The sequence below is a fragment of the Pseudomonas sp. MWU12-2037 genome (genome assembly GCF_023242345.1).
Classification (GTDB): Bacteria; Pseudomonadota; Gammaproteobacteria; order Pseudomonadales; family Pseudomonadaceae; genus Aquipseudomonas; species Aquipseudomonas gingeri_D.
This window is the reverse complement of the sequence record NZ_JALLIZ010000007.1, coordinates 357,734-378,170: the sequence shown is the minus strand read 5'-3', so window position 1 is coordinate 378,170 and position 20,437 is coordinate 357,734. Positions and strand designations below refer to the sequence as shown.

At 63.0% G+C, this 20,437-nt stretch carries 17 protein-coding genes and 1 riboswitch; of the genes, 10 read left to right on the top strand and 7 right to left on the bottom strand.

Annotated features, from left to right (window positions below; all coding sequences use genetic code 11):
* Positions 1 to 10 precede the first annotated feature (10 nt).
* Both M5B42_RS16105 and M5B42_RS16100 read right to left on the bottom strand, forming a co-directional pair.
* The gene (locus M5B42_RS16105) at positions 11 to 217 is read right to left on the bottom strand and encodes a hypothetical protein (RefSeq protein ID WP_100941253.1); all 207 of its coding nucleotides are present in this window, start codon (positions 215 to 217) and stop codon (positions 11 to 13) included.
* A 133-nt stretch (positions 218 to 350) separates the two neighbouring features.
* Positions 351 to 1,517: a 1-acyl-sn-glycerol-3-phosphate acyltransferase gene (locus M5B42_RS16100; RefSeq protein ID WP_103494739.1), complete on the bottom strand. Its 1,167-nt coding sequence runs from the start codon at positions 1,515 to 1,517 to the stop codon at positions 351 to 353.
* 143 nt (positions 1,518 to 1,660) lie between these two features.
* Between M5B42_RS16100 and M5B42_RS16095 the strand changes: the two genes are divergently transcribed.
* The 3 genes from M5B42_RS16095 to M5B42_RS16085 all read left to right on the top strand — a co-directional run bounded on the left by M5B42_RS16095 (position 1,661) and on the right by M5B42_RS16085 (position 2,900).
* Positions 1,661 to 1,846: a CPXCG motif-containing cysteine-rich protein gene (locus M5B42_RS16095; RefSeq protein WP_103494740.1), complete on the top strand. Its 186-nt coding sequence runs from the start codon at positions 1,661 to 1,663 to the stop codon at positions 1,844 to 1,846.
* Between the two features lie 10 nt (positions 1,847 to 1,856).
* Positions 1,857 to 2,117 carry a DUF2007 domain-containing protein gene (locus tag M5B42_RS16090; RefSeq protein ID WP_152741201.1) on the top strand — a complete coding sequence of 87 codons (261 nt, stop codon included), beginning with the start codon at positions 1,857 to 1,859 and terminating at the stop codon, positions 2,115 to 2,117.
* A 162-nt stretch (positions 2,118 to 2,279) separates the two neighbouring features.
* Entirely contained in the window at positions 2,280 to 2,900 is a 621-nt protein-coding gene (locus M5B42_RS16085; RefSeq protein WP_103494741.1) for an SOS response-associated peptidase, read from the top strand.
* A gap of 12 nt (positions 2,901 to 2,912) precedes the next feature.
* Here the strand turns inward: M5B42_RS16085 and M5B42_RS16080 are convergent, their stop codons facing one another.
* Positions 2,913 to 5,054, bottom strand: a complete 2,142-nt coding sequence (locus M5B42_RS16080; protein ID WP_177099446.1) for a methyl-accepting chemotaxis protein — start codon at positions 5,052 to 5,054, stop codon at positions 2,913 to 2,915.
* A 275-nt stretch (positions 5,055 to 5,329) separates the two neighbouring features.
* Here M5B42_RS16080 and M5B42_RS16075 point away from each other — a divergent pair, with 275 nt between their 5' ends.
* Positions 5,330 to 6,148 carry a M48 family metallopeptidase gene (locus tag M5B42_RS16075; protein ID WP_248746387.1) on the top strand — a complete coding sequence of 273 codons (819 nt, stop codon included), beginning with the start codon at positions 5,330 to 5,332 and terminating at the stop codon, positions 6,146 to 6,148.
* A 176-nt stretch (positions 6,149 to 6,324) separates the two neighbouring features.
* On the opposite strand, the gene M5B42_RS16070 is transcribed toward M5B42_RS16075, so the two are convergent.
* The 3 genes from M5B42_RS16070 to M5B42_RS16060 form a co-directional block, all read right to left on the bottom strand.
* On the bottom strand, positions 6,325 to 6,909 hold the full coding sequence (locus tag M5B42_RS16070) for a TMEM165/GDT1 family protein (RefSeq protein WP_248746386.1): 585 nt from the start codon (positions 6,907 to 6,909) through the stop codon (positions 6,325 to 6,327).
* Positions 6,910 to 6,997: 88 nt separating this feature from the next.
* A riboswitch (yybP-ykoY riboswitch) is annotated at positions 6,998 to 7,117 on the bottom strand.
* Between the two features lie 40 nt (positions 7,118 to 7,157).
* Complete coding sequence (locus M5B42_RS16065) at positions 7,158 to 8,156, bottom strand: class I SAM-dependent methyltransferase (RefSeq protein WP_152741197.1); 999 nt, start codon at positions 8,154 to 8,156, stop codon at positions 7,158 to 7,160.
* 32 nt (positions 8,157 to 8,188) lie between these two features.
* Positions 8,189 to 9,154: a 2-hydroxyacid dehydrogenase gene (locus M5B42_RS16060; protein WP_248746385.1), complete on the bottom strand. Its 966-nt coding sequence runs from the start codon at positions 9,152 to 9,154 to the stop codon at positions 8,189 to 8,191.
* 89 nt (positions 9,155 to 9,243) lie between these two features.
* Here M5B42_RS16060 and M5B42_RS16055 point away from each other — a divergent pair, with 89 nt between their 5' ends.
* Positions 9,244 to 9,873, top strand: a complete 630-nt coding sequence (locus M5B42_RS16055; RefSeq protein ID WP_103494602.1) for a LysE family transporter — start codon at positions 9,244 to 9,246, stop codon at positions 9,871 to 9,873.
* On the opposite strand, the gene M5B42_RS16050 is transcribed toward M5B42_RS16055, so the two are convergent.
* Positions 9,857 to 10,630, bottom strand: coding sequence for a helix-turn-helix transcriptional regulator (locus M5B42_RS16050; protein WP_103494493.1), 774 nt, complete (start codon positions 10,628 to 10,630; stop codon positions 9,857 to 9,859). The genes M5B42_RS16055 and M5B42_RS16050 overlap by 17 nt on opposite strands.
* 106 nt (positions 10,631 to 10,736) lie before the next feature.
* On the opposite strand from M5B42_RS16050, the gene M5B42_RS16045 reads away from it, so the two are divergent.
* The 5 genes from M5B42_RS16045 to M5B42_RS16025 all read left to right on the top strand — a co-directional run bounded on the left by M5B42_RS16045 (position 10,737) and on the right by M5B42_RS16025 (position 20,423).
* Entirely contained in the window at positions 10,737 to 11,921 is a 1,185-nt protein-coding gene (locus tag M5B42_RS16045; protein ID WP_248746384.1) for an MFS transporter, read from the top strand.
* 148 nt (positions 11,922 to 12,069) lie between these two features.
* A complete protein-coding gene (locus M5B42_RS16040; protein WP_103494495.1) occupies positions 12,070 to 13,752 on the top strand; it encodes a fatty acid--CoA ligase in 1,683 nt (560 codons plus the stop codon).
* Positions 13,753 to 14,083: 331 nt separating this feature from the next.
* Complete coding sequence (locus tag M5B42_RS16035; RefSeq protein ID WP_177099452.1) at positions 14,084 to 15,943, top strand: DUF1302 domain-containing protein; 1,860 nt, start codon at positions 14,084 to 14,086, stop codon at positions 15,941 to 15,943.
* A gap of 30 nt (positions 15,944 to 15,973) precedes the next feature.
* Complete coding sequence (locus tag M5B42_RS16030; protein WP_152741192.1) at positions 15,974 to 17,338, top strand: DUF1329 domain-containing protein; 1,365 nt, start codon at positions 15,974 to 15,976, stop codon at positions 17,336 to 17,338.
* A gap of 337 nt (positions 17,339 to 17,675) precedes the next feature.
* Positions 17,676 to 20,423, top strand: a complete 2,748-nt coding sequence (locus M5B42_RS16025) for a LuxR C-terminal-related transcriptional regulator (RefSeq protein WP_248746383.1) — start codon at positions 17,676 to 17,678, stop codon at positions 20,421 to 20,423.
* Positions 20,424 to 20,437 lie beyond the last annotated feature (14 nt).

Here is a 20,437-nt window from a genome sequence, read left to right as displayed (position 1 = left end):
TGGAGCCGGCTCACGCCGCCTCCACATAAAGATCCAGCATACTCACTCCGGTCAGCAGATCGGCTTCCGGCAGGTCGGCGTGCTGGTGCCCGCCCAGGGCGCAATAGACCAGCCAATGGCGGTCCTGGACATTGAACGACATGGCGTCCACCAGGGCTTGCTGTTCGTCACTGGGGGCGATCAGATAAAGCCGATCCTGGTTTTCTGCGTGCAGCATGACAAGCTCCGTGGGCTATCGAGGGGCGACAGACTGGCTTGTTAAGGTGACGTTCCGGTGACAACGGAAATTAACCCGACCAACAGAAACAACAACGGCGCCCGTGGGCGCCGTTGTTGTTTGCAGATCGTGGCTATGGAAGCCCCAGACCGGCTTTGACCCGATACTGATTACGCACCGGCGTGGCGTATTGCTGCACCAGGTACGGACGGTGCTCGACCGGGCAGGCGTCCAGGCGTTCCTGCCATTGCGCCTGGGCCTTGGCCAGTTCGTCGGCGGCAAACACCTGGGCGGCGCCCGGTACCTGCAATTGCGGATCGGCGTCGCTCCACTGGGCATACGCCAGGTAATGCACCGGGAACAGGCGATAACCTTCGAGGATCTGCCGGTCCATTTCCGTGGCCAGGACCTTGGTGTCCTCGAACTCGCCGGTCAGTGGCGCGGCGAAATTCACATGGACCCGGCCCTTGTAGCCGGTGATGCCCTTGGCGATGCTGACGTCATCCTCGCCCGGCGCCTTGGTGTAGCTGCCGGTGGTGGCGCGGATATACAACTCGCGGGCCTTGGCCTGGTCGCAGGGATCATATTCGTAGCTGATGGACACGGGAGTCAGGTTCAGCGAACGGATGACCTCGGCGAACGGCTCGTCCTTGCGGCTCATGTGGAACATTTTCAGGATCGCCGATTCGGTACGGTCGTCGCCATCCTTGGCCCGGCCTTCGGCCTGGGCGATCCAGATCGACTGGCAATCATGACGGATCGAATGGTTGATATAGGCCGAGAGCAATTGATAGGCGGCCATCTTTTCCCGCCGTCCGGCGATCGAGCGGTGCACGATAAAGCTCTTGTTCAGGCGCATCAGGTCGCTGACAAACGGCTTCTGCAGCAGGTTGTCACCGATGGCGATACGCGGTGTGGGCAAACCGGCGTGATACACGGCATAGTTGACGAACGCCGGGTCCATCACGATGTCCCGGTGGTTGGCCAGGAACAGGTAGGCCTGGCCTGACTTGAACTGTTCGACGCCGGTGTAGGTGACGCCGTCGGTGGCGCGCTCGATGGTCTGGTCGACGTAGACCTCGACCTTGTCCTGCAAGGTGGCGACCGAGGTCACGCCGGCGAACTCACGGCGCAGGCGGTGGGCGATCAAGGGTCTGAGCAGCCAGCCGAAGGCACCGGCCAGGCGCGGGAAGCGGAAGTGGGTGAGGATATCTAGAAACGCCTGGTCGCCGAACAGCCGGGCCATGACGGCCGGTACTTCACTGTCGTCGTAAGGTCGGATGGTATCGAATTCGCCCATATTCTCTCTTGTTGGAAACGGCTAGGGTAAGTAGAGGTTTGAGTGATAAATAACAAAGCCCGGTCTGGAAAATAAAGCCCAGACATAAAATAGCCTTGCAAATAGACCGGCGATTATACGCACAAGTCACTTCGGAGGCCGCGATGCTGGAAACTGAGCGTTACGAATGTCCCTATTGTGGTGAAATCGGTGAGGCGGTCCTGGATCTGACTGGCGGCGACCAGAGTTATATCGAGGACTGTGCGGTGTGTTGTCGACCGATCACCTTTGTCCTGCAGACCGATGGCGAGGAATGGATGCTCGACGTTTACAGCGAGAACGAGCGATGAGGGCGCCCCCATGCAGCGTATCTACGAGCCGGAAAACCTGATGGAAGGCGAGCTGCTGCAAGGCATGCTCGCCAGTGAAGGGATTCAGGCACACCTGGCGGGGCGTGACTTGCTGGGTGGGGTGGGAGAGTTGCCGGTCTTCGGCTTACTGGCCCTGGCGGTGGACAATGACCAGGCGCAATGCGCGCGGGAGTTGATCGCCGCGTACAATGCGGCGTTGCCGCTGGCCGGCGACGAGCCGGAGAGTTTTCCGGATGTGCTGGTCTGTTAGTTTCTTGAAAGCACCGCGCACCTTGTGGGAGCCGGCTTGCTGGCGATGGTGTCCGTCAGGGCGCTGCAAGGCTCAAGGGCCTCATCGCCGGCAAGCCAGCTCCTACAGGGGCTGTGTTGTACCTTGATTGCCCCGCGTTTTTGAAAAGAGCCGTATTGCCCCATGTGTGGACGTTATGCCCTGTTTCGCTGGAACCCCACCTTCGCGGCCTTGCCCGGCTTTCCCGCCGACCAGCAGGCGCAGTGGAATATTTCGCCCAATGATTCGGTGCTGATCCTGCGTGCCGCCGAGGGGCAGCGTGAGCTGGCCCGTGCCCGCTGGGGGCTGACCCCGGCGTGGCTGACCGATCTGTCGAAGACACCGGCCCATGCCCGGGCCGAAACCCTGGCCGAGCAGCCGATGTTTCGCCAGGCGTTCCGCGAACGGCGTTGCCTGCTGCCGGCCAACGGTTTCTACGAGTGGCGCGGAACCCAGCGCAAGCGGCCTTATTGGCTGACGCCGGCGGAAGGGTCGAGCCTGTTTTTTGCGGCGATCTGGGAGGCCTATCCGGTGGATGGGCATGTCTGGTTGAGCACCGCGGTGGTGACCCAGGCGGCGTCGAATCAGCGGCGGCCGCTGATCCTGGATGCGGCGGGGCAGGAAACCTGGTTGTCGGCGCAGGCCTCCATGACGGATTTGCAGGCGCTGCTGGCCAGCCCCCAGGCGCCCTTGCGCGAGCGGGTGCTGGCCAATCTGGTGAACGATCCGAAGCTCAATGCGCCGGAGTGCCTGACGCCGGGTTGATTCGGTGAAGTCCTACACCCTGAACTGATTGATCAATCGCCGCTGCTGCTCCGCCAGCTTGGTCAATTGCGCACTGGCCGCGCTCGACTCGTCGGCGCCGCCCGCTACTTCATTGGCCACCTGGCCGATATTGATCACGTTGCGGTTGATGTCGTCGGCCACCGCGCTCTGTTCCTCGGCCGCGCTGGCGATCTGGGTGTTCATGTCGTTGATCACCGACACCGCCTGGGTGATGCTTTCCAGCGCCTGGGCCGCCTTGGCCGCGTGCTGCACGCTTTCGTCGGTCTTGGCCTGGCTGTCTTCCATGACCTTGACCACGTCGCGGGTACCTTGCTGCAACTGCTGGATCATCGACTGGATTTCTTCCGTGGCCTTCTGGGTCTTCTGCGCCAGGTTGCGCACCTCGTCGGCCACCACCGCAAAGCCCCGGCCCTGCTCGCCGGCCCGGGCCGCTTCGATGGCGGCGTTGAGCGCCAGCAGGTTGGTCTGTTCGGCAATGCCACGGATGGCCGTCAGGATCGCATTGATGTTCTCGCTGTCCTTGGCCAGGGTCTGCACCACGCTGACCGCGCGGCCGATCTCCAGGGCCAGGGCGCCGATGGAGGTCGAGGTGTCCTTGACGATGCGCATCCCGTCGCTGGCGGCCATGTCGGCATGGCTGGCGGCCTGGGCCGCCTGGGTCGCATTGCGCGCCACGTCCTGGGCGGTGGCGGTCATTTCCTGCACGGCGGTGGCCACTTGGTCGATCTCGGCCATCTGCTTGTGCACGCCCTGGTTGGTCCGGATCGCGATATCCGCGGTGTGTTCGGAGGAGTCGCTGACACTCTGCACCGAGGTCACCACCTGGGTGATCATCGCCTGCAACTTGATCAGGAAGGTGTTGAAACCCTTGGCGATCGAGCCCAGTTCGTCGGCACGGTCGCTGGTCAGGCGCCGGGTCAGGTCGCCTTCGCCCTGGGCGATGTCGTCGAGCATGGCGACCATCTGCTTGAGGGGACGGGCGATGCCGTGACCCACCAGCCAGATCACCAACAGGCCCAGGCCAGCGATCACCAGGCCGACCATGGCCATGCCGAAGACATCGGCCTTGCGCTGGGTGTCGAGGTCGCCTTGCAGCTTGTGCAGGTCAGCCATGACGGCGTCCAGCGGCAGCTGCATCATCAGGGTCCAGCGCGCGTCGGTCTGGCCGATGCCGAAGGGCAGGTAGAGCTCGATGGTGCCTTTGTCCTTGTCGACGTTATAGGTCACTTCGCCGCGATTGAGCTTGCCCATGGTCGCGACCTTGTCGGCCCCGAGCACGTCCCCGGCCTTCTCGCCGAATTTGCTTGAGTCCTTGGTGTAGGCCACCAGGCGACCGTTGCTGCCCACCAGCGCCATGTTGCCGGCACCGCCATAGAGTTTCTGGTTGGCGGCCAGCAGCATGTCCTGGATGAAGTTCACCGACAGGTCGGCGCCGACGATGCCCTGGAACGCGCCGTTGAGCAGGATCGGCTGGATAAAGGAGGCAAGCATGACCATCTTGTCGCCGACCTTGTAGGGCGCCGGGTCGATCACGCAGGACTTCCTGGTTTCCTTGGAGCACAGGTAGTACTCGCTGGCGCGGATACCGGTGGAGAGCAGTTTCTGGTCGTCCACATCCACCAGGCTCGACTCGCCGAGGGTGCCGTCGTCGTTACGGAACCACCAGGGCAGGAAGCGGCCGTCCTTGGGGTCGATACCGGCGACCTTGGTGTCGACATAGGCGGCGTCGTTGTGGTCCAGGGCGTTCTTTTCCCAGCCGATATAGGTGCCGAGGATCTTCGGGTTCTGCTGGACGTTTTCCTTGACCAGGCTGATCAGTTGTTCGCGGCTGAGGCTCAAGGCGGGCTTGCCGTCGGCGCCGGTGGTGCCGATCAGGCTGTTGACCCGGACCAGGCCGCCGGCAATCAGCAGCGGCGCTTCGAGTTCGCGCTGGATCTGGCTGACCTGGGTGCGGGCCAGCGCATCCAGGCGCTGCTGGATCACCTGTTCGAATTGCGCCTGGGTGCGCTGTTGCACCATGTCCTGGGTCCTGGCCCCGGAAAACAGGGCGTAGACCACCAGGGCCCCGACCACGCTGAGGATAATGGCCCCGGCCAGGGCCGCGACGGAAAACTGGATCGACTTGAATTTCATGGGAGCCCCGGACGCAAGGAGTGACATCTGCCAATTTGTATCGGCTGCATTTTTCACGAGCATGAGGGGCCAGTGACGAAATGACTGCTTTGGATGTGTGCAGGTCGCAAATGGATAGGTACGCAGGCCCGCTCCGCGCGGCTTTGTCGGATTTATGAATCTTTTCCTACGGGAGGTGCGTGATGTATCCGAAATTGATGTGCTACACGTCGTTTGTATCTGGCGTTGATACAAATCACCGCCTAGGATAGCCGCAGTTTTCAGGGAGAGTGTTCATGGCTAGAGCTTGGGTGTTGGGCGCGTTGAGCGCGAGTTTGCTGTTGGGCGGGTGCCAGGCTGTCAACACCACCAACGGTGGGGCGGTCGGGGTTGAGCGCAAGCAGTACATGTTCAGCCTGCTGTCGAGCCAGCAAGTCGACCAGATGTACGCGCAGTCGTATCAGAAGACCCTGGGGGAGGCGGGTGGCAAGGGCGTTCTGGACAAGACCAGCGCCAATGCCAAGCGGGTCCAGGCGATCGCCAAGCGCCTGATCGCCCAGGCGCCGATCTTCCGTCCGGATTCGGCGCAATGGCAGTGGGAGGTCAATCTGATCAAGAGTGACGAGCTCAATGCCAACTGCGGTCCTGGCGGCAAGATCATCTTTTACAGTGGCCTGATCGATAAGCTCAAGCTGAGTGACGACGAGATTGCCGCGGTGATGGGCCATGAAATTGCCCACGCCTTGCGCGAGCACGGTCGCGAGGCGATGTCCAAGGCTTATGGGGTCGAGATGGCGAAGCAGGGCGCGGGCGCCTTGTTCGGCCTGGGGCAGGACAGCCTGGCGCTGGCCGATACCGTGGCCAACTACGGCATGACCTTGCCCAACAGCCGGGCCAATGAGAACGAGGCGGACCTGATCGGCCTGGAGCTGGCGGCTCGCGCCGGCTACAACCCGAACGCGGCCATCAGCCTGTGGAACAAGATGGGCAAGGCGGCTGAAGGTGCGCCGCCGGAGTTCATGAGCACCCACCCGGCGTCCGATAGTCGTATTGCTTCGTTGGAGGCAGCGATTCCGAAGGTGATGCCGTTGTATCAGCAGGCCAGGAAGTCCTGAGCTGCTTGCGGTGAACCCGATATACCGTTCAATTAAAGCCGAACACGGTCCCTGTGGGAGCCGGCTTGCTGGCGATGGCGTCCGCATGGGCGGTGCCAGGCTGAAGGGCCTAATCGCTGGCAAGCCAGCTCCTACAGGTTGCGTGGTGTTTTCAATATCCCGGCAAGGGCGGGGCCTCAGAGCCAGCCGCTGCTCTGCATCGCCTTGTACACCGCGACCACCGCGAGGATGAAGAACGCTGTCGCCGCCAGCCGCCGGATCAGGGTCAGCGGCAGCTTGTCGGCGGCGAAGTTGCCCGCCAGTACCACCGGGACGTTGGCAATCAGCATACCCAGGGTGGTGCCGATGATCACCAGCCACAGCTCCGGATACTGCGCCGCCAGCATCACCGTGGCGATCTGGGTCTTGTCACCGATTTCCGCGAGGAAGAACGCAATCAGGGTCGTCAGGAACGGGCCGAACTTGCGCGCCGTGGTGGTCTCGTCATCGTCGATCTTGTCCGGTACCAGGGTCCACAGGGCGGTGGCGGTAAAGCTCGCCGCGAGGATCCAGTGCAACACCGCATCGGAGAAGAAACTGCCGAACCAGGCGCCTACCGCGCCGGCTGCCGCATGGTTGGCCAGGGTTGCCGCGACAATACCGGCAATGATCGGCCAGGGCTTGCGAAAGCGTGCAGCGAGAATGAGCGCGAGCAGCTGCGTCTTGTCGCCGATTTCGGCCAAGGCAACGATTGCAGTGGGGACGAGCAGGGAATCCAGCATCAGGTTTTCCTAAGGGGCGGGTCGACACGGCTATGACACGTACAGCCTCCCCGCCCCGGGTAAGGTGTTCGTGTCATAGGTCTTGTCAAACCCTGGGCCCGTCTGTGCGGACCGTGGGTCGCATGCGCCATGGTCTGTTGACCAAGTATGTTGACGCATGCCGGACGAGCGTGGCGCTCGTGGGAGACTACTCCCCTAGGACGGAGCGGATTCTGCCTAGGCAGAATCCATTGCGCAAGCCTTCTTTTTCAACCGCGCTTGGCGCTGTAGACCCGGAAGCCCTGTCCCTCGGCCTTGGTCACGCAGCGTCCGAGATGCTCTTCGATCAGCGGCTGATAACGTAGGAAACTGTTTGCCACCAGCCGAAGTTCGCCGCCGTTTTTCAGATGTTTCGCTGCTTTTCGCAGCAAGTTCTCCGTCGCCAGGTAATCGGTGTGGACCCCGACATGGAACGGCGGATTGCTCAGGATCGCACTCAAGCCCATGGGCGCGGCGTCGATACCGTCACCGGTCAACACCTCGGCGTCGAGGCCGTTGGCGGCCAGGGTCAGGCGACTGCTGGCGGTGGCAAAAGCGTCGACGTCGAGCAGGATCACGTGGTTGTGCGGGTAACGCCGCTTCACGGCCGCGCCGAGGACACCGGCGCCGCAACCGAAGTCCAGCAGGTTGCCGCTCGGCAGTTTGTCCAGGTGTTCCAGCAACAGGGCACTGCCGCGATCCAGCCGGCCGTGGCTGAATACCCCGGGCAGGCTGACCACCTTGAGCGACCCTTCGGCCAGGTCCAGCTGGTAATGTTGCGCCAGGCTTTCCAGCGTTTTGGCGACCGGTGCTTCGGCCACGGTGACCTGCCACAGCTGGCAATGTCGGGCGCTGTCGAGCTTGCGCGGCTTGCCGAAGGGGTTGAGCTGCTTGGCCGCGCCTTCGATACCGCTGCGTTTTTCCCCGACCAGGAACACCTCGCCACCCGGCAGGCGCGAGGCGATGGCGTTGAGCAGGTAGTCGGTCAGGTCCTTGGACTTGGGCAGGAACACCACGGCGCTGTCGAACGGGATCTCGGGGATATGCACGCCAAAATGGCTGCGGCCTTCGAAGCGCGCCTCCAATGCCGCCTGATCGCCGGCGTGCCAGCACCAGCCGTGGGCGTTGGGCAGGCGTCCGAGCAGGTCGTCGGCGGGCAGCCCGGCGAGCAACAGCTTGCCCTGGAAATAATCGGCCTGACGAAGCAGTACTTCACTGCGCGGATCCATGGTCTGCTCCCTGAAAAAAGTGCCGCAGTCTATCAACTGACAACCCGCAACGCTGCCCCGTTGAAGAAACCCAGGGCGTTTTCCGCCAACTGGCCGACAATTCGTTGCCGGGCCTCGCGGCTGCCCCAGGCGTTGTGGGGGGTGACGATCAGGCGCGGAATGTCGCCCGCCAGCAGCGGGTTGCCGTTGGTTGGCGGTTCGACGCTCAGCACATCGGTGGCGGCGCCGCCCAGGTGGCCGCTGCGCAGGGCGTCGGCCAGGGCCAGTTCGTCGATCAGGCCGCCGCGGGCGGTGTTGACCACAAAGGCCCCGGGCCTGAGCTGCGCGAGTTCCGAGGCACCGATAAAGTGGCGGGTGTATTCGTTGAGCGGGCAGTGCAGGGTCAGCGCATCGACCTGCGGCAGCAATTGTTCCAGCGGTACGCGATCGGCCCGGGCCGGGCGACCGGGAATCTGCCCGAGCAATACACGCATGCCGAAGGCTTCGGCGAGCCGCGCCACCGCGCCGCCGAGTTCGCCATGGCCGAGCAGGCCGAGGGTCTTGCCCTCCAGTTCGACAATCGGGAAGTCCAGCAGGCAGAACTGCTTGGCCTGCTGCCAGCGGCCTTCACCGACGGCTTTCTGGTAATCGGTCAGGCGCGTGGCCAGGGCCAGCAGCAACATCAGGGTGTGCTGGGCCACCGACGGCGTGCCATAACCCTGGCAGTTGCTCACGGTAATGCCCAGGGAGCGGGCGGCGGCCAGGTCGACATTGTTGGTGCCGGTGGCACTGATCAGGATCAGCTTCAACTCGGGGCAGGCGGCCAGGGTGGCGGCGGTCAGCGGGACCTTGTTGCTGATGGCGACGCTGGCGCCTTTCAGGTGTTCGATGACCGTCTCCGGCGTGGTCGTGGCATACAGGCACAGCTCGTCGAAGCAGGCCCGCAGCGGATCGAGGTCAAGATCGCCGAGATCCAGGGAAGGGTGATCGAGAAATACCGCGCGGCGGGAGTTGCTCATCAACTGTACCTTTTGTGCTATTGGATGAACGCGTAAGGTGACGAGCCTAACAGACATATTCAGTTACCGAGGAGCCCATCGCCGTGTCCATCTACCTGACGGAATTCCTGACCGTTGCCCTGATTCACCTGCTGGCGGTGGCCAGTCCCGGCCCGGACTTTGCCGTGGTGGTGCGCGAGAGCGTGACCCATGGTCGACGTGCCGGCACCTGGACCGCGCTGGGCGTCGGCACGGCGATTTTCCTGCATGTGGGCTACTCGCTGCTGGGGATCGGCCTGATCGTGTCGCAATCGATCGTGCTGTTCAACGCCTTGAAATGGCTGGCGGCGGCCTACCTGCTGTACATCGGCTTCAAGGCCATCCGTGCCAAGCCGGCCCAACCGGTGAGCGACGAGCTGGCCTTGCAGGTCGGTGAGCGCACCGCGCGCGGCGCCTTCACCTCGGGCTTTGTGACCAATGGCCTGAACCCCAAGGCCACGCTGTTTTTCCTCTCGCTGTTCACCGTGGTGATCAACCCGCACACGCCGCTACTGGTCCAGGCCGGCTACGGCGTTTACCTGGCCGTGGCCACCGCGCTGTGGTTCTGCCTGGTGGCGATGCTGTTCAGCCAGCAGCGTGTACGCGCCGGTTTCGCCCGCATGGGCCACTGGTTCGACCGGACCATGGGCGCGGTGCTGATCGCCATCGGCGTGAAGCTGGCCTTCACCGAGATGCATTGATCGAACTGAACTGGTTCAGGGCATTCAGGTAGTCCCGCGGGTTGTCGCCAAGCAGGCGACGAAACATCGAACTGAAGGCCCTGGCGCTGCCATAGCCCAACACCTTGGCCACGTGCTGCACGCTTTCCCCGGCGATCAGGCGTGGCAAGGCCTCCATCAGGCGCAGTTGCTGGCGCCAGGCATTGAAATTCATCCGTACTTGCTGCTGGAACAGCCGCGCCAGGGTCCGGGTACTGGCGCCGACCTGCTGTGCCCAGTCTTCCAGGCTGTTGGGGTGGTCCGGGGTTTCCAGCAGGGCCAGGCAGATCCGTTGCAGGCGCCGGTCCGTCGGCATCGGGATATGCAGCGGCAGGTTCTCCAGGGCCGCCAGTTCCTCCAGCATAAGCTGCTGGATCAGTGGGTTTTTCGCCTGTTCCGGGCCTTGCACCGCACGCACGATCAACTCCCGCAGCAACGGCGTCACCGCCAGCACGCAGCAACCGTGGAGGTTGGCCGGGGAATACTCGGCGGCGATAAATAACGACCGCATGCGCACTTCGCCGCTCATGAAAATCTCATGCTCGACCCAGGGCGGAATCCACACGGCGCGGGTTGGCGGGATGATCCACGCGCCTTCGGCGGTGACCAGGCGCATGACCCCGCACACGGCATAGAGCAACTGCGCTTCCTGATGGACGTGCAGTTCCTGGTGTGCGCCGTCGACGTAGTCGCGGGGATAGGCGCTGACTGGGCCGTGTAGGAAGTGGCTGATTAACATGTCTGATTCTACAAGTCTGTCTGGTTTGATGAGTTTGTTGGCAGAAATGCGTTTTGCCGCCAACTTAGCATAACGGACCGATAACAATCCTGACGTGTGTGCCGCGATGAACCAACCCCGAAACGTAATCCGCTACATCAATGCCGCCCATGTGATCGACCACATGTTCATGCTGATTTATCCCGCCGCCGTGCTTGGCATGGGCCAGGCCTTCGGTCTCGACTTCGCCCAGATGATCGGCCTGTCCCTGGGCGGCTTCATTGCCTTCGGCGCCTGTTCGCTGCCGGCCGGCTGGCTGGGGGACCACTGGAGCCGGCGGAGCATGATGCTGCTGTTCTTCTTCGGCATCGGCGCCGCATCGATCTTTACCGGCCTGAGCAGCACGGCACCGATGCTGACCCTGGGGCTGACCCTGGTTGGCGTCTTCGCCGCGATCTACCACCCGGTGGGCACGGCGATGCTGGTCAGCTACGCGCAGAACCGTGGCCGTGAAATCGGCGTCAACGGCATGTGGGGCAACCTCGGCGTGGCGTTTTCGGCGCTGGTCACCGGCTTTCTGGTGGCGCAGTTCGGCTGGCGTTCGGCGTTTATCCTGCCGGGGGCGGTGTCGATCATCCTCGGTGTGCTGTTTGCCTTGCAGGTGCGCGAAGAACCGATCCCGCTGCAGCCCCATGTGAAACTGCGCAACGCCAGCGGCCAGCAGATTTCCATGATCATGGTGTTCAGCGTCCTGGCACTGGTCACGGCCACCGGCGGGGTGGTGTTCAATGCCACCACCATGACCTACCCGAAACTGTTCCAGGAGCGCCTGCATGAGTGGCTCGCTTCGCCGCAGTTGCTCGGGGTGATCGTCAGCCTGGCCTACGCCTTTGGCGCGGTGGCGCAGTTGAGCATCGGGCGGATGCTCGACCGCATGAGCCTGAAGTGGCCGTTCGTGGTGCTGACCCTGTGCCAGGCACCCTTGCTGTTCGGCCTGGCCTACGTCGACGGCCTGTTGGTGATGGTCCTGGGCGCGGCGCTGATGTTCGTGGTGTTCGGCCAGGTGACGGTGAATGATGCGATGGTCGCCAATTTTGTCGCGCCGCAGTGGCAATCGCGGGTCTTTGCCTTGCGCTACTGCCTGTCGTTCGGGGCCAGCGCGACGGCCATTCCATTGATCGCCTTTGTCGAGCCGCGCCAGGGTTTTGCCGGCCTGTACCTGATCCTCGCGGGCTTTGCCGCACTGACCTTTGTCGCCGCGCTGGTGTTTCCGCGCACCCCGGCCCTGCAGCCCGCCGGACAGCCGGCCTGAGCCTTGGCGAAGGTTTCCGTGGGTGCTGGCTGTGAGCTAGCACTCACGTTCGTCTGCAAATCATTCCTTTGGGTGATTTAGTGGATGCGCGGTGGCTCTAGAGTGCCTATCTTTAGCTTCGACCGTGCAGACAGACCAAGGAAGCTCCATGTTGCAGACTCGTATCATTCCGCCCGCCGAAGGGGCTTATCAATACCCCCTGTTGATCAAGCGCTTGCTGATGTCCGGCAGCCGCTACGAGAAAACCCGCGAGATCGTCTATCGCGACAAGCTGCGCTACAGCTATCCGACCTTGAGCGAGCGCGTCGCCCGCCTGGCCAATGTACTGACGGCGGCGGGGGTCAAGGCCGGCGACACCGTCGCGGTGATGGACTGGGACAGCCATCGCTACCTGGAATGCATGTTCGCCATCCCGATGATCGGCGCGGTGATCCACACCATCAACGTGCGTCTCTCGCCCGAGCAGATCCTCTACACCATGAACCACGCCGAGGACCGCTTCGTGCTGGTCAACAGCGAGTTCGTCGGCCTGTACCAGGCGATCGCCGGGCAACTGACCACGGTGGACAAGACCCTGCTGCTCACCGACACCGAGGACAAGAGCGCCGAGTTGCCGAACCTGGTGGGCGAATACGAGCAACTGCTGGCGGCGGCGAGTCCGGTCTACGACTTCGAGGATTTCGACGAGAACTCGGTCGCCACCACCTTCTACACCACCGGGACCACCGGCAATCCGAAAGGCGTGTACTTCACCCATCGCCAACTGGTGCTGCACACCATGGGCGTGGCGACCATCATGGGCAGTATCGACAGCGTGCGCCTGCTGGGTACCAACGACGTCTATATGCCGATCACCCCGATGTTCCACGTGCACGCCTGGGGCCTGCCCTATGTGGCGACCATGCTCGGGCTCAAGCAGGTCTATCCCGGCCGCTACGACCCTGAGCTGCTGGTGGAGCTGTGGCGCAAGGAAAAGGTCACGTTCTCCCACTGCGTGCCGACCATCCTGCAGATGGTGCTCAACGCCAAGGCGGCCCAGGGCACCGACTTCAAGGGCTGGAAGATGGTGATCGGCGGCAGTGCGTTGAACCGCACGCTGTATGAGACCGCCAAGAGCAGGGGCATTCAACTGACCGCCGCCTATGGCATGTCGGAGACCGGTCCGCTGGTGTCCTGTGCCCACCTCAGCGAAGAATTGATGGCCGGCAGCGAGGACGAACGCACCACCTACCGGATCAAGGCTGGCGTGCCCGGGCCGTTGGTGGAGGCGGCGATTGTCGACGAGGACGGCAACTTCCTCCCGGCGGACGGCGAGACCCAGGGCGAACTGGTGCTGCGCGCGCCCTGGCTGACCGAGGGGTATTACAACGAACCGCAGAAGGGCGCCGAGCTCTGGGCCGGCGGCTGGCTGCACACCGGCGACGTGGCGACCCTCGACAGCCTGGGGGTGATCGATATCCGCGACCGGATCAAGGACGTGATCAAGACCGGCGGCGAGTGGATCTCCTCCCTGGCCCTGGAAGACCTGGTCAGCCGCCATCCGTCGGTACGTGAAGTCGCGGTGGTGGGCATTGCCGATCCGCAATGGGGCGAGCGTCCGTTTGCCCTGCTGGTCTTGCGTGAAGGCCATGAAATCGGTGCCCGGGAGCTCAAGGAACACCTCAAGCCCTTCGTCGAGCAGGGGCACTTGAGCAAGTGGGCGATTCCGAGTCAGATCGCCCTTGTTACGGAAATTCCCAAGACCAGCGTCGGTAAACTGGACAAGAAGCGCATCCGTATTGATATCGTCCAATGGCAGGCCAGCAACAGCAGCTTCCTCTCGACCCTTTGAGGTGTCCCCACCACGCCCGAAAGGGCGTGGCAGCCCCACCAAGCAAGTGCTTGGCTTGTCGAATTCGAATTTTCAGTCATTCTTGCCCGCCGCTTTTCAGCGGCTTGGCGAACGCATTGTTTGTGCAGTGATCTCAGGGTGCAAATCACACTTTAGAGGGATCAAGCGGTACCACCTGCTGGATATAGTCCGCTGACGGATTTTCAGGAGTGGGGCGGGCCAGCGATAAGCCGCCACTTCGGGCGAGGGTTGGGAGTGTCTGCTTCCCTTTCGTCCGAGGCGTTCCTGAAGGTACTCACTGCCAAAACAATAAAGCACATGGAGTATGTCGATGATCGCGCTAAACCCGTTCTGGCGCCGGGCGAAACTGCCCTTGGCCGTCAGCCTCGCCTCTACACTCGCCGGTCCCGCCTTTGGCGTCAGCTTCAATGTCGGTGAAATCGAAGGCAGCTTCGACTCGTCCCTGTCCCTGGGGGCCAGTTGGTCGACGCAGAATCCCAACAGAAACCTGATCGGCGTCAACAATGGCGGCGCGGGGTTGTCGCAGACCTCCGATGACGGGCACCAGAACTTCAAGGCCGGGGACACTTTTTCGAAGATCTTCAAGGGCGTGCATGACCTTGAATTGAAATACGGCGATACCGGCGTGTTCGTGCGTGGCAAGTACTGGTACGACTTTGCCTTGCAGAACCAGGACCTCGACTTCAAGAACGTCAGCAACGACGGTCGCCAGGAAGGTGCCCGCTCTTCCGGCGCGGAAATCCTCGATGCCTTCGTCTATCACAACTACAGCATTGCCGAGCTGCCGGGCACGGTGCGCCTGGGCAAGCAGGTGGTGAGCTGGGGTGAAAGTACCTTTATCGGTGGCGGCATCAATGCGATCAACCCGATCGATGTGTCCGCGTTCCGTCGTCCGGGGGCCGAAATCAAGGAAGGCCTGATTCCGGTCAACATGTTCTACATGAACCAGAGCCTCACCGATAACCTCTCGGCGGAAGGCTTCTACCAGATCGGCTGGGATGCGACGGTCACCGACAACTGCGGCACCTTCTTCTCGCAGTCGGATATTTCCTCCCATGGCTGTAACAACAACCTGCGGGTGTTGAATTCGACCGCCACGATCAGTCCGGCCCAGCAAGCGGGCCTACGGCCGTTTGGTGTCGATATCAACGGCGAGGGTGTGTTGGTTCGGCGCACGCCCGACCAGGATCCCAGCAGCGGCGGTCAGTTCGGCTTGGCCATGCATTACAACTTCGAGCCGCTGGACACCGAGTTCGGCGCCTATTTCATGAACTACCACAGTCGCGCGCCGATCTTCAGTGCCAAGGGCGCCTCCCAGGCGGTTTTCAATGCTGCTCCGGGTTTCGGTGCCGCGGCCCCCTTGGTGGTGGCCGGCAACTCCAGCTACTTCATGGAGTACCCGGACAATATCCGCCTGTATGGCTTGAGCTTCTCCACCACCTTGCCCACCGGCACGGCCTGGAGCGGTGAGTTGAGCTACCGGCCGAATGCGCCGGTGCAGATCAGCTCCACCGATATCCTCTATGCCGGTGTCACGCCATTGCCGGGCCTGGGGAATGCCTCGATCCTCAAGGGCTCGCCGGGTCAGACGATCAATGGCTATAACCGCAAGGAAATCACCCAGTTCCAGACCACCTTCACGCATTTCTTCGACCAGGTCATGGGGGCCAGTCGCCTGACCCTCGTCGGTGAAGCGGGGATCACCTATGTGGGCGGTCTGGAAAGCCGCGACAAGGTTCGCTACGGCCGGGATCCGGTCTATGGGCCGGGCACCTTGCCCAATGGTTTTTGCCCAACCCTCAATGGCAGCACCATCGCTGGCGCGGGTCCCGGCGCGGATGCCAGCAACCGCAGCACCAACTGCAACAACGATGGCTTCACCACCGCCACCTCCTGGGGTTATCGCGCCCGGGCCATCTGGGAATACCCGGATGTCTTCGCCGGGGTGAACCTCAAGCCCAACGTGGCCTGGTCCCATGACGTGAAAGGTTACTCGCCGGGCCCTGGCGGCAACTTCGAACAAGGGCGCAAGGCGGTCAGCCTGGGCCTCGATGCCGAGTACCAGAACACCTACACCGCGAGCCTGAACTACACCAACTTCTTCGGCGGCGACTACAGCACGGTGGATGACCGTGACTTCGTGGCCCTGAGCGTTGGCATGAACTTCTAAGACCGTTGCACTTGAAGGAATAACAACAAGATGAAAATCACCAAGAATCTGCTTCAGGTCGGTGTGTTGGGATTGTCGTTGCTGGCCACCGGCGTAATGGCGGCGGTGTCCGCCGACGAGGCGGCGAAACTGGGCGCGAGCCTGACCCCGATGGGCGCGGAAAAGGCCGGCAACGCAGCCGGCACCATCCCGGCCTGGACGCCGATGGCCAAGACCATCGGCACGGTCGACAGCAAGGGTTTCCTCTCCGACCCGTACGCCAATGAAAAACCGCTGTTCATCATCACCGCGCAGAACGTCGAGCAGTACAAGGACAAGCTGGCCCCGGGGCAATACGCGATGTTCAAGCGTTACCCGGAGACCTTCAAGATGCCGGTCTACCCGTCCCATCGCGGCGCCACCGTACCGGATGATGTGTTTGCCGCGATCAAGGAAAACGCCACCAGGACCAACCTGGTCAGCGGCGGCAACGGCCTGGAAAACTTCAAGACCGCGGTGCCGTTCCCTATCCCGAAAAGCGGTGTGGAAGTGATCTGGAACCATATCACCCGCTATCGCGGCGGCAGCGTGACCCGCCTGGTGACCCAGGCCACGCCCCAGGCCAACGGTTCGTACAGCCTGGTGTATTTCCAGGACCAGTTCGTCTTCCGCGACAAGATGAAGGACTACGATCCGGCCAACCCGGGCAATATTCTCTTCTACTTCAAGCAGAAAGTGACCGCGCCGGCGCGTCTGGCCGGTGGCGTGCTGCTGGTCCACGAAACCCTCGACCAGGTCAAGGAACCGCGTTCGGCCTGGGTCTACAACGCCGGCCAGCGCCGTGTGCGCCGGGCCCCGCAAGTCTCCTATGACGGTCCGGGTACTGCCGCCGACGGCCTGCGCACCTCCGACAACCTGGACATGTACAACGGCGCGCCGGACCGCTACGACTGGAAGCTCGAAGGCAAGAAGGAGATGTACATCGCCTCCGACAGCTACAAGCTCGATTCGCCGCAACTGAAGTACGCCGACATCATCAAGGCCGGGCATATCAACCAGGACCTGGCGCGCTACGAGCTGCGCCGCGTCTGGCACGTGGTCGCGACCTTGAAGGAAGGCCAGCGGCACATCTATGCCAAGCGTGACTTCTATATCGACGAAGACACCTGGCAGGCGGCGGTGATCGACCACTACGACGGTCGCGGTCAGCTCTGGCGTGTCGCCGAAGCCCATGCCGAGAACTACTACGACAAGCAGGTGCCTTGGTACGCCCTGGAAACCCTCTACGACCTGCAGTCCGGCCGCTACCTGGCGCTGGGCATGAAGAACGAAGAGAAGCAGGCGTATGACTTCGGCTTCACCGCCACCACCAGCGACTTCACCCCGGCCGCCCTGCGCCAGGACGGCGTTCGCTGAAACTGTGGGAGCGGTGCTTGCCCGCGAAGGGGCCCTTAAAGTTGCTAAAAGCTTCGCGGGCAAGCACCGCTCCCACAAAAGCTCTGCCCCTAAACAAGTTCGGCTCTCAAATAGGCATCGCTCTCACAGGCAACCGTTACAAGCGCAGGCCGCATCCTGCGTTGAAACGCCCCGGCTGATTCGGGGCGTTTTTTTGCTCGCGGGATATGTGTGGCTAAATATTTCAGATTCGATGCTTTTCGACAAAATTACGACAATAAGCCTTCATTACGGCGCTTTTTACCGCTAGTCTGCGGACATCTGCCTGCCGATAACAGCCCTTCAACAAGAGCCGGCCATGACTGATCTGTCCCGTGTGCAAGGTCCCGTGGGCCCGGCCATACCTGCCCTGGAAGGACGCTTCTACCGTCCGCCACTGCCGGACGGCTATGTATTGCGGCCGCGCCTGTGCGAACGCCTCGGCGCCGGGTTACACGGCCGCCTGCTGCTGATCAGTGCCCCGGCCGGCTTCGGCAAGAGTTCGCTGGCGGTGGAGTTCTGCCAGGGTCTGCCCGGGCATTGGCAAAGCCTGTGGCTGGGGCTCAACCCGCGGGACAACGATCCGGGGCGTTTCCTTGAGCGCCTGCTCGATGGCCTGCAACATTACTTCCCAGGCGTCGGCAGCCAGGCGCTGGGCCTGTTGAAAATGCGCCAGCGCCATCAACCCTTCGCCTTCGAGGAATGGCTGGACGGCCTGCTCGAAGAGCTGGCATTGCATCTCTCCAGCACCGCGCCGCTGTTGCTGGTGCTCGACGACTACCATCTGGCCCAGGGCCCGGTGCTGGATCGTTGCCTGCAGTTCTTTCTCAATCACCTGCCCGCCGGTCTGCTGGTGCTGGTCACCAGTCGACAGCGGCCGGAGTGGCACCTGGCGCGCCTGCGGTTGTCGCGGCAACTGCTGGAATTGAACGAGCAGGACCTGCGCCTGACCCACGACGAATCCCTGGACCTGTTCGAGCGCCACAGCAGTTCCTTGCGTGGCGAAGCGCTGAACAACCTGATCGAACGCAGCGAGGGCTGGGTGGCCGGCCTGCGCTTCTGGCTGCTGGCTGCCGCCCAGGCCAGCAGCGACATGGCGTTGCCCCAGGTCCTGCAAGGGGGGACCGGGCTGATTCGCGACTACCTGCTGGAGGAGGTGATCGATTGCCTGCCGCCCGAGGTCCAGGCCTTTCTCTACGACACCGCGCCCCAGGAGCGCTTTTGCAGCGAACTGTGCGACGGGATTCGCGAATCCCACGACAGTGCGCAGATCCTCAGCTATCTGCAATCACACCAGGTGTTCCTGGTACCGCTGGACGAACACGGCCATTGGTTCCGTTATCACCACCTGTTTTCCGACCTGCTGCGCAGCCGCCCGCCGAGCAATGCCCTGGTCCCCGCCGCCAGCCTGCACCTGCGGGCCTGCCGCTGGTTCAGCACCCAGGGCCTTTTCGATGAAGCAGTGGAACAGGCACTGCGCGCCGGGCATCTGGATGTGGCGGCCAACCTGGTGCAGAACCTCTCGGAAGAACAACTGCTGGCCGAGCAGAACGTCGGCATGCTGCTGCGCTGGAAAACCGATTTGCCCGACCGCCTGCTGGTCAGCACGCCACGTTTGATCGTGCTCTACGCCTGGGCCTTGGGCCTGGCCTGCCAGCTGGACGCGGCCGAAGAGCTGGCCAGCCATCTGAGCCGCTTCCTGCCCGCACCTTCGGCCACGGCGCAGAAGTCCATGCTTGCGCAATGGCTGGCCCTGAGCGGGATCATCGCCCGTGGTCGGGGCGATCGTCAAAAGACCCAGGCCTATTGCGGCGAAGCCTTGCTCAGCCTGCCGCATAAACGTTACGGCCAGCGCCTGGTGTGCCTGTCGACCCTGTCCAACCTGGCGATTGCCGATGGCGACCTGTGGCGCGCCCGTGGCCTGAATCGTGAGTCCCTGGAGCTGGCCCAGCGGGTCGGTAACCCCTTGTTCGAGGCCTTGGCCCATTACGACCGGGCGCGGGTACTCCAGGCCCGTGGCGAGGTGCTGCGCGCGCTGGATGAGGTCCGCCAGGGCTTGCGGCGCCTGGAGGGGTTATCCGCCCAGCGGTTGTACGCCGCCCGTGCCCGGTTGACGCTGTACGAGGGGTATCTGCTGACCCTGCGCCTGCAACCCGAAGCCGGGCGCATTCGCCTGCTTGCCGGCCTTCACGAGGCGCGGGCCTGCCGGGATATCAGCGTATTAGTCGGGCATTGCGTGATTGCCAGCCAGGACGGGCGCAATGGCGAGTTCGCCAAGGCCTTTGCCGAACTGGCCGAGGCCGAGCGCTTGATGCATATCTGGGACGTGCCGCCGATCTACTACCTGGCAATGATCACCCTGATGAAATGCCAACTGTGGCTGGCCCAGGGCCGTATCGACCTGGCCGAAGTCTGGCTGGGGCGTCTGGAACAGACCTATAACGGCGATCAACCGGCGGCGGCACCGGAGTTCCATCTGCAACTGCCCCTGCATATCCAGTTGCAGCAGGCGTTGCTTGAAGCCTTGCGCGACAAACCGGCGGCCGCGCGGCAGCGGTTGGCTAAGCTGGTGGAGCAGGGCCAGGCCAGCGGCGGCCAATTGCTCAGCGTGATGGCCTGGAACCAGTGGGTGCTGGTGTTGCTGGCGACGGCGCGGGAGGCCGAAGCCCGGCCGCTGTTCGCCCGCGCGGTGGAGGCCACCACGGGCGGCGCGCTGTTGCCGTTCCAGGCCCTGGTGAAGGCGCATCCGGAGTGGATGCGCGAGCAACTGTTACACGGCCCCGACACGCCGCTGCGACAAAGCCTGCTGGCGCTGCTGCCGGCCCCGACGGTGCGTGAAGCGGGGGAACTGGCGCAGCCGGTCGAGAGTCTGAGTACCCGTGAGCTGGCGGTCCTGCACTTGATCGCCCAGGGTTGTTCGAACCAGGAGATCAGCGACCAGTTGTTCATTTCCCTGCACACAGTGAAAACCCATGCCAGCCATATCAACAGCAAGTTGGGGGTCGAGCGGCGGACCCAGGCCGTGGCGCGGGCGCAGGAGCTGGGGTTGCTGGGCGAATCGCGCTGAGCGCTTCGGCCTAC